Source organism: Halorubrum sp. SS7, from assembly GCF_005435055.1.
GTDB classification, from domain to species: Archaea; Halobacteriota; Halobacteria; order Halobacteriales; family Haloferacaceae; genus Halorubrum; species Halorubrum salinarum.
Genome location: NZ_SGXV01000017.1, coordinates 57,077 through 64,483, shown reverse-complemented (window position 1 = coordinate 64,483; position 7,407 = coordinate 57,077). Strand labels below are relative to the sequence as shown.

The window sequence follows — 7,407 nt, the reverse complement described above, 5'->3', positions numbered from 1 at the left end:
CCCATCATGTCGCCGAGGCCGCCGCCCTCGCCGCCCATCTTCTTCATCATGCGCTGCATGTCGCCCTCGCCCATCCCCTGGAACTGGCCGATGGTCTCCTCCATCATCGAGTGCTGTTCGAGCAGCTGGCGGACCGTCTCCTCGTCGGTGCCGGAGCCGCGGGCGATCCGCTCGGTGCGCGACTGGCCGACGACGCGGGGGTTCTCCAGCTCCTCCTCGGTCATCGAGTCCATGATACGCTCGAAGCGGCGCATCCGGTCTTGGGTGACGTCCATCGCGTCGTCCGGCAGCTCGTCCATCATCCCGCCGCCGAGCCCCGGTATCATGTCCATCACCTGGTCGAGCGGCCCCATCTTGTTCATCGCGTCCATCTGCCGCTTCATGTCCTTCAGGGTGAACTCCCCCTTCAGCATGTCCTCCGGGTCCCAGTCCTCGTCCTCCTCCTGGGTCTCCTGCATCGCGCGCTCGACGCGCTCGGAGAGCTGCTTGAGGTCGCCCATCCCGAGCAGCCGCGAGATGAACCCGGAGGGCTCGAAGCGCTCGATGTCTTGGACCGTCTCCCCGGTGCCGAGGAAGGCGATGGAGGAGTCGGTCTCGTTGACCGCGGTGAGCGCCCCGCCGCCCTTCGCGGTCCCGTCGAGCTTGGTGATCACGACGCCCTCGATGCCGATCGACTCCTCGAACTGGCGGGCCTGCTCCTTCGCACCCTGGCCGATCGCGGCGTCTAAGACGAGCAGCGAGCGGTCGGGGTCGACGACGCCCTCGATCTCTTCGATCTCCGCGATCAGGTCGTCTTCGAGCGCGTGGCGGCCCGCCGTGTCGACGATGTGAACGTCGGCGTCCGCGGTCTCTTCGAGGCCCGTCCGCGCGATGTCGACCGGGTCGTCGTTGTCGGGGTTCCCGTAGAAATCGACCTCGGCGCGCTCGCACATCTGCTTCGCCTGGTCGTACGCGCCCGGCCGGAAGGTGTCCGTCTGGATCACCGCGGGGCGGAGCCCCTTCTTCGAGAACCACCAGGCCATCTTCGCCGCGGAGGTGGTCTTCCCCGACCCCTGGAGGCCGGCGAGGAGGATCGTCTGGTTCTCTAAGGGGAGCTCGGTGGAGTCGCCGACCAGCTCGACCATCTCCTCGTAGACGATCTTGAGGACGTGGTCCTTCGCGGTGGTGCCGCCCGGCGGCTCCTCTTCGAGCGCGCGGGACTTGATCGAGTCCGACAGCTCCATCACGAGGGAGACGTCGACGTCGGCGGACAGCAGGGAGCGCTGGATCTCCTTGACGATCTCCTCGACGTCGCTCTCGGAGAGTCGGGACTTCCCCTGGAGCTTGTCGAGGCTGCTCCGCAGGGACGTACCGAGGTCGTCGAGTACCATTTGCCGGAGCTAGGCGGGCGACGCGGTAAAGCTTTGTTCGTCGGCGGGCGGCGCGAGGGCTCGCCCCCGGCGGCCCGAGAGTCGACCGCCGCCACGGGTCCGAGATCCGGTCACTTTACCGGTGCGGCGCCGAACCGATCGGCGTCTCCGGCGATGGACCTCGATCAGCTCCGCTACTACACTCGCTGGCACGCGTTCGTGAACGAGGATCGATACCGTGCGCCGGCAGACCCGTGGGCGACGGTGCGGATCGACCCGACCGACCTGACACACCACAACCAGACGTTCCGTCTCGACCGCGGGGTCGGTCGCGTCGAGGGCGGCGACTGGGACATCGACGGACGGGAACCGTTCCGCGAGACGGCCGCGTACCGATCGATTCGGGGGCGCGAGGACGGCGACGCGTGGGAAGAGACGCCGATCTACCGCCGCGCGGCCGAACGCTTTGAGGCCGGAGAGCGCGTGCGCGGCTACGAGAGCATCGAGGAGTACCGACAGGTCCGCTGCGAGTACCTCGACGATCTGATCCGGTCGATCGAAGAGGACGGGTATCGTCCGAACACAGAGGTCGGTCACGAGCCGGCTTCGGGCGAGAACGCCTTCGAGACGGCGTACGCCCACCGGCTCGAACCGATAGTCGCGATCGGACGTGACGGCGAGATGCAGCTGTGCGAGGGGTTCCACCGAGCGTCGATCGCGTCGGTGTTAGGGATCGACAGGATCCCGGTAAATGTCCTCTGCCGACACGAGGAGTGGCAGCGGGTGCGGGACCGGATCGCGACCGATCCGTCGGTGGTTCGTGGTCCCGACGCGCCGATCGACCGCCGCGACCATCCCGACTTACGAGGACTCCTCCCGGACGCGAGCGAGTGAGCCGAGCGTGCGAGGAAACCGGCTCACTGACCGTCGCCGACGAGCCGCGGCACCGCGGCGTCGTCGAGCGCGGCACCGCGGCGGACGCCGAGCGCGGCACCGCGGCGGACGCCGACGAATCGCCCAAGGCAGGGTTGACTACCGATAGGCCGCGGTTCGCCCGCCTCAGACCTCCTCAGCGATGTACTTCTCGATCCGCGTCACGAGTTCCGGGCGGAACGTCCAGAACCCCTCCCAGACGTTCGGCTCGTCTTCGAGCGCGAGCAGCGCGACATGGTCGCCGTCGGCGCCGTCCGGGGGCGTGAACACGACGAACCACGACCGCTGATACGGGTAGGAGGTCCCGGTGTGGACGGTGAGCGGAAGCCCCGAGAGCGAATCCGCGTCGCCCACCCCGTACACGTGGACGTCGACGCCGGTCCCGGCGACGCGCTCGTACACTGACCGGGTGCCGCGCTCGTCGTCGATCCGCGAGAGGCGCTGGAAGGAGGCGCGCAGCGTTCCCGACCCGTGTTCGGCTGCGATCCGCTCTATCACGCGAGAGATGATGATGAGGAGGAGCTTCTCCTTGTTCGAAGCGGGGTACCCGCGGAGTTGAAACGGGACCTCGTCGAGTTCGATCGCGCCGGTCTTGTACAGGTCAGAGTTGATGAGCAGCACCGATTCGAGCAGTTCGTCGAGGGTCGAGCGCGCGACGACCGACCCCTCCTCGACGAGCGCGACCACGTCGTCGTCCGCCGCGGAGTCGGCCTCGACCTCGCTGACCGAGACGGGCTGGCCGTCGAGCAGCGAGTCTAACAGGTTTCGGACCGGGTCCGGCGACGACCGGTTCAGGAGGACGAGGTGCCGGTCCGGGGCCTCGATCTCGTCGAAGAACGAGCGGAGCGATTCGGCCATACGGCTATTCCGGCCGAGCGACTCAAAGCCCTTACTCCCCGTCGCGCCCGTCGACGAGCCGCGCGCCCGCCGCGTCGATCCGACAGACCTCGGGGTCGTAGCCCGCGTCGGAGAGCCCGGTGCCGAGCGCGAAGACCGTCCGGCCGAGCATCGCCATCGCGGCCTCGCCGCCGGCCGCGTCGACGGCCTCGACCGCCTCGGCGACTTCGGGGACGAGGAGGTCCGCCTCGCGGGCGAACTCACGGGCGGCGTCCATCAGCGTCGGCAGTCGCGGGTCCGCGCGGAGCCGGTCGAGCGCGTCCTCGCCGGCCGCCGTGAGCGCGTCCGTGTCGCCGTCGAGGACGGTCTCCGTCGACAGTTCGCCGAAGGTGACGTACTCGACGCGCGCGGTCGCCGGGACGCCGTCGAGCTCGCCGGCGCCCGGTGCGCCCGGTTCAAGCCGGACCGGGACGCCGCCGCGAGCCTGTGCGACCACGTCGCCGAGGCCGGTCCCGCGGCCGACCTCCGCGGCGTGGGCGATCCGGACGAGGTCGTTCTCGGTGCAGGCGCGGTCGAACGCGTGGTTCGCGGCGAGGGCGGCCCCCAGCGCCGCGGCGCCGGAGACGCCGAAGCCGGCCCCGATCGGGAGGTCGGTCTCGACCGCGACGTCGGCTGCGGTCGCGTCCAGTTCGGCGAGGACGTCGTCGACGGCGCCGATCGAACCGGCCTCGCCGTCGATGGTGCGCGAACCGCCGTCGGTCGCGTCGCTGCCGCCTCCGTCGCGGTCGCTCGCGTCGACCGCGTCGCCGTCGTTCCCGTCGCCGTCGACCGCGTCGGCCGGCGCCGACACCCGGACGGTCACGCCGTCGGCGAGCGTCAGCCCGGCGCCGCGCGACCCGGCGACCGCCGGGTCGCCGGCGGGGTGCGCGCTGAAGAAGGCGGTGACGTGGCCCGGGACGAACGCGGTCGCCCGCTGGCTGCTCATGTGCCCGCCGACGAACGGGCCGCGATTAACGGTTGTTATCCCGGGCGGAGCGGTCGCGGACCGGGGGACGGCTCGGTCGACGGGGGCGCTCGGGGCGACACCGCAGGCCTAAGTACCGGCCGGTCGAAGCCGGGCCGTATGCGAAACCAGTTGCGCCCCGTCCTCGCGGCCCTGCTCGCGCTGGTCTTCCCGGGGCTCGGGCACCTCGCGTTGCGCCGGTGGGGGCGGGCGCTGCTGTGGCACCTGACGATCGTCGGCGGCGGGGTCGCGCTGTTCGCGCTGTACGACGTAGAGCCCGTCGACCCGCTGGCCGACCCCGCGGCGCTGACGGCGGCGGTCCCGACCGACGTGACGCTGCCCATCGTGCTCCTGTCCGCGCTGTCGGCGCTCGACGCGTACCTCGTCGGCCGCGCCGACGCCGCCGAACGCGACCGCGCCGAGGCCGCCGCCGAGGCGATGCGGCGGCGGGCCGCGAGCGCCGACGGCGACGACGGACCGGGAGGCGGCCAGTCCCCGCCGCCGGCGGCCGCGACCGGCGAGGACGGCGAGACGCTGGAGGTGTCCTGTCCCAACTGCGGCAAGGAGGTCGACGCCGACCTCGACTTCTGTCACTGGTGTACCGAGCCGCTCCCGTGGGCCGAGTCGGACGCCCGGTGACGCGGACGGCCCACCGCTACCGAGAGACTGATTGCTCCGCCGCCCCGCGTGTCCGTGAACGGATGACTGGTGAGTCGCGATGACCGCGGCGGCCGCCGGGTTCGTCGGGGTGGCCGGGCTCGTCGGCGGCGCCGCGCTCGCCGCGTTCGCGGTGCTGCTCCCGGTCTGCGTCGGTCCGGACCGCATGCGGACCGTCCTCTCGGACCGCGACCTGCTCCGCGAGCGCGCCGTCGGGATCGCGCCGTACGTCGCGGGGCTCGCCCTCGTCCTCGCCGTCAACAAGGGGTCGATCCGGCGGATCGAGGCGTTCTCCTTCGAGTACGGCTACCGCGCGACGACCGCCATCTACGCGATAGAGGGCGACCTCGTGGCCGCGATACAGGACGCGGTCCCGCGGGCCGCGGTGTACTACTTCGGCCCGATGTACGTCGTCGGCTACGTCGTGCTGGTCGCGTTCCCGGTCGCGGCGTACGCGTTCGCCGAGCGGCTGCGCCCACTGAAGAGGCTGGTCGCGGCGTACGCGGTCAACTACGCGGTGGCGATCGCCTGCTACGCCGGGATCGTCGCGTACGGCCCGCGCAACTACCCGGCTGTGCCGGGCGCGGACCCGAGCGCCGCGCCCGTCGAGCCGCTGCTCCTCGACTGGTTCGGGGGAGTCACCCAGCTCACCTCGCAGGTGAACGCCGCCACGAACGTCTTCCCCTCCCTCCACACCGCGCTGTCGGTGACGGTGTTCCTCGCGGCCGTCTCGACCCACGAGGAGTTCCCGCGGTGGACCTACGTCGCGGGGGCGCTGGCCGGCAGCATCGTCGTCGCGACCGTGTTCCTCGGCATCCACTGGGTCACGGACGTCGTCGCCGGCGGCGTCCTCGCGGCGGGGAGCGTCGCGGCGGCGAACCGGATCGTCGACTGAGCGGCGATGTCGGTCCCCTCGCAGCGGAAGGGAGATCGAATCGCCCCGCGGCCGCGCCGGTAGTTTCTCACCGCTGATAACTGAGAGCCAACTATCATATAACCCCGCCGCGACAGTCCCGGTACGGACGCGAACGACGGACGGAACATGAGTCTGAATCCACGACGGTACGACGTACGGGAGCTGCGCCGGATCGCGGACGCGCCGCGAGACGGTGCGGACGGAGCGCCTCGGGAGCGGGCGCTCCGGCGGCCGAACCGGAACCGAGCCGAGCAGGCGGCGCGCTCGGCCGCGTTCACGGAGCTGCTCCAGCGTCGACGTGGTGCGCGGTTGAACGGCGACGGTCCGGGGGAGAAGCCGTACCTGACGGCGATCCCCGCGTCGCCCGCGGCGGAACGCGAGATCGGCGAGTGGCTCGGCTACCTCGTCGACGTCGGCGGCCACGTGCGGAGCCGGGACGCGCTGTCCTACTACGGCGAACTCGACTGGGTCGGCGACGACGCGGTCGCGGCGCTGACGCGCCGCCTAGAGGGGTTCGACGCCCCGACGCGCGACCGACCGTTCACGCCGGCGGACCACCGGATCAGCCTCGTCTCCATCGTCCGGATCGCTTCGTGTGCGAGTGACCAATGAGCGACGACGAATCCACGGACATCAACGAATCGGACGAATCGGCAGCGGTCGGCGTGAAATTAGGCAGCACTCGAACGGTGCTCGACATCCCCGACGGCCGGGGCGGCCGCGAGCGCCACTCGGTGCTGACCTGCTTAGCGACCTACGAGGACGCCATCACCGGCGAGGAGAAGGTGCTGTTCGGCGAGGAGGCCGCGGTCGAGTACCCCGACCGCGTGCGCTTCATGCTGCGCTCGGGGCTCCCCGAGGACGACGACAGCGTCGCGGACGCCGAGCGCTTCTTCGAGGCGGTCGTGGACGCCCACGACGTGCCCGAGGACAGCGCGGTCGTCTACGCCGTGCCGACCATCGACAACGAGGCCGGCGTCGAGAACCTCAAGTCGGTGATCGAGGGCTCCTCGATCGGCGGGGTCGAGACGCGGAGCTACCCCGAGTCGCTGTGCGGGGCGATCCCCGCCTACGGCGACGACCTCGACGCGATCGACGAGGTGTTCGTGTCGGTGAACCTCGGCTCGACGACGATGGAGGCGTGCGCCTACCGGCGCGGCGAGCAGCTCTCGCCGTTCTCGACCGGCTCGGTGACGGGCAACGAGGTCGACCGCCGCATCGTCGCGGCCGTCGAGGAGGAGACGCAGGGCCGCGTCCACATCGACCGGACGACCGCCCGGGAGTACAAAGAGCAGCACGGCGACGTGTACGACTTCGAGCCGTTCACCGACGTGGTCCAGCAGCCGGGCGGCGGGAGCCACGAGTTCACCGTCGACCGCGGCGTCCAGGAGCCGATCGACCGGTACATCGACGAGGCGGTCGACGTCGTCGCCAACGAGTTCCTCCCCGAGCTCGCGAACGACCACATGAAGCCCTACCAGTTGGCGCTCGGACGCCCGCTCGCCATCACCGGCGGCATGGCGTGTATCCCCGGGCTCACCGAGGAGTTCGAGAAGCGCCTCAGCGAGGAGCTCGACCGCGACGTCGAGGTCGTCTCGCCCGAGGACCCCGCGACCGCGGCCGCGGACGGTGCGGCGCGCATCGCGGCGCGGCTCGTCTGAGCGCCGCGCGAGCGGTGCGATTTTCCGTATTTTTAGACCCACAGCGGCCGC

8 protein-coding genes are annotated in these 7,407 nt (G+C 70.9%); 5 read left to right on the top strand and 3 right to left on the bottom strand.

Annotation, left to right across the window (positions count from 1 at the left end; translation table 11 throughout):
* The coding region (locus EXE44_RS13900) for a signal recognition particle protein Srp54 (RefSeq protein WP_137717645.1) at positions 1–1,370 on the bottom strand (1,370 nt) is incomplete at its 3' end.
* A gap of 153 nt (positions 1,371–1,523) precedes the next feature.
* On the opposite strand from EXE44_RS13900, the gene EXE44_RS13895 reads away from it, so the two are divergent.
* Entirely contained in the window at positions 1,524–2,243 is a 720-nt protein-coding gene (locus EXE44_RS13895; protein WP_137717644.1) for a hypothetical protein, read from the top strand.
* 165 nt (positions 2,244–2,408) lie between these two features.
* Here EXE44_RS13895 and EXE44_RS13890 read toward each other — a convergent pair whose 3' ends face one another.
* On the bottom strand, positions 2,409–3,140 hold the full coding sequence (locus EXE44_RS13890; RefSeq protein WP_137717643.1) for a DICT sensory domain-containing protein: 732 nt from the start codon (positions 3,138–3,140) through the stop codon (positions 2,409–2,411).
* 31 nt (positions 3,141–3,171) lie between these two features.
* On the bottom strand, positions 3,172–4,104 hold the full coding sequence (locus tag EXE44_RS13885) for a pantoate kinase (RefSeq protein ID WP_137717642.1): 933 nt from the start codon (positions 4,102–4,104) through the stop codon (positions 3,172–3,174).
* Between the two features lie 138 nt (positions 4,105–4,242).
* Here EXE44_RS13885 and EXE44_RS13880 point away from each other — a divergent pair, with 138 nt between their 5' ends.
* The 4 genes from EXE44_RS13880 (at position 4,243) to EXE44_RS13865 (ending at position 7,356) form a co-directional block, all read left to right on the top strand.
* On the top strand, positions 4,243–4,761 hold the full coding sequence (locus tag EXE44_RS13880; RefSeq protein WP_137717641.1) for a zinc ribbon domain-containing protein: 519 nt from the start codon (positions 4,243–4,245) through the stop codon (positions 4,759–4,761).
* Positions 4,762–4,840: 79 nt separating this feature from the next.
* On the top strand, positions 4,841–5,674 hold the full coding sequence (locus EXE44_RS13875; RefSeq protein ID WP_137717640.1) for a phosphatase PAP2 family protein: 834 nt from the start codon (positions 4,841–4,843) through the stop codon (positions 5,672–5,674).
* A gap of 147 nt (positions 5,675–5,821) precedes the next feature.
* Positions 5,822–6,307, top strand: a complete 486-nt coding sequence (locus EXE44_RS13870; RefSeq protein WP_121561685.1) for a FlaD/FlaE family flagellar protein — start codon at positions 5,822–5,824, stop codon at positions 6,305–6,307.
* Positions 6,304–7,356: a cell division FtsA domain-containing protein gene (locus tag EXE44_RS13865; RefSeq protein ID WP_121561684.1), complete on the top strand. Its 1,053-nt coding sequence runs from the start codon at positions 6,304–6,306 to the stop codon at positions 7,354–7,356. The genes EXE44_RS13870 and EXE44_RS13865 overlap by 4 nt, the downstream gene beginning before the upstream one ends.
* Positions 7,357–7,407: the final 51 nt, after the last annotated feature.

Coding starts and splice junctions, on each gene's coding strand:
- EXE44_RS13875 (WP_137717640.1), top strand. CDS start 4,841: ATGACCGCGGCGGCCGCCGGGTTCGTCGGGGTGGCCGGGCTCGTCGGC.
- EXE44_RS13890 (WP_137717643.1), bottom strand. CDS start 3,140: ATGGCCGAATCGCTCCGCTCGTTCTTCGACGAGATCGAGGCCCCGGAC.
- EXE44_RS13885 (WP_137717642.1), bottom strand. CDS start 4,104: ATGAGCAGCCAGCGGGCGACCGCGTTCGTCCCGGGCCACGTCACCGCC.
- EXE44_RS13870 (WP_121561685.1), top strand. CDS start 5,822: ATGAGTCTGAATCCACGACGGTACGACGTACGGGAGCTGCGCCGGATC.
- EXE44_RS13895 (WP_137717644.1), top strand. CDS start 1,524: ATGGACCTCGATCAGCTCCGCTACTACACTCGCTGGCACGCGTTCGTG.
- EXE44_RS13865 (WP_121561684.1), top strand. CDS start 6,304: ATGAGCGACGACGAATCCACGGACATCAACGAATCGGACGAATCGGCA.
- EXE44_RS13880 (WP_137717641.1), top strand. CDS start 4,243: ATGCGAAACCAGTTGCGCCCCGTCCTCGCGGCCCTGCTCGCGCTGGTC.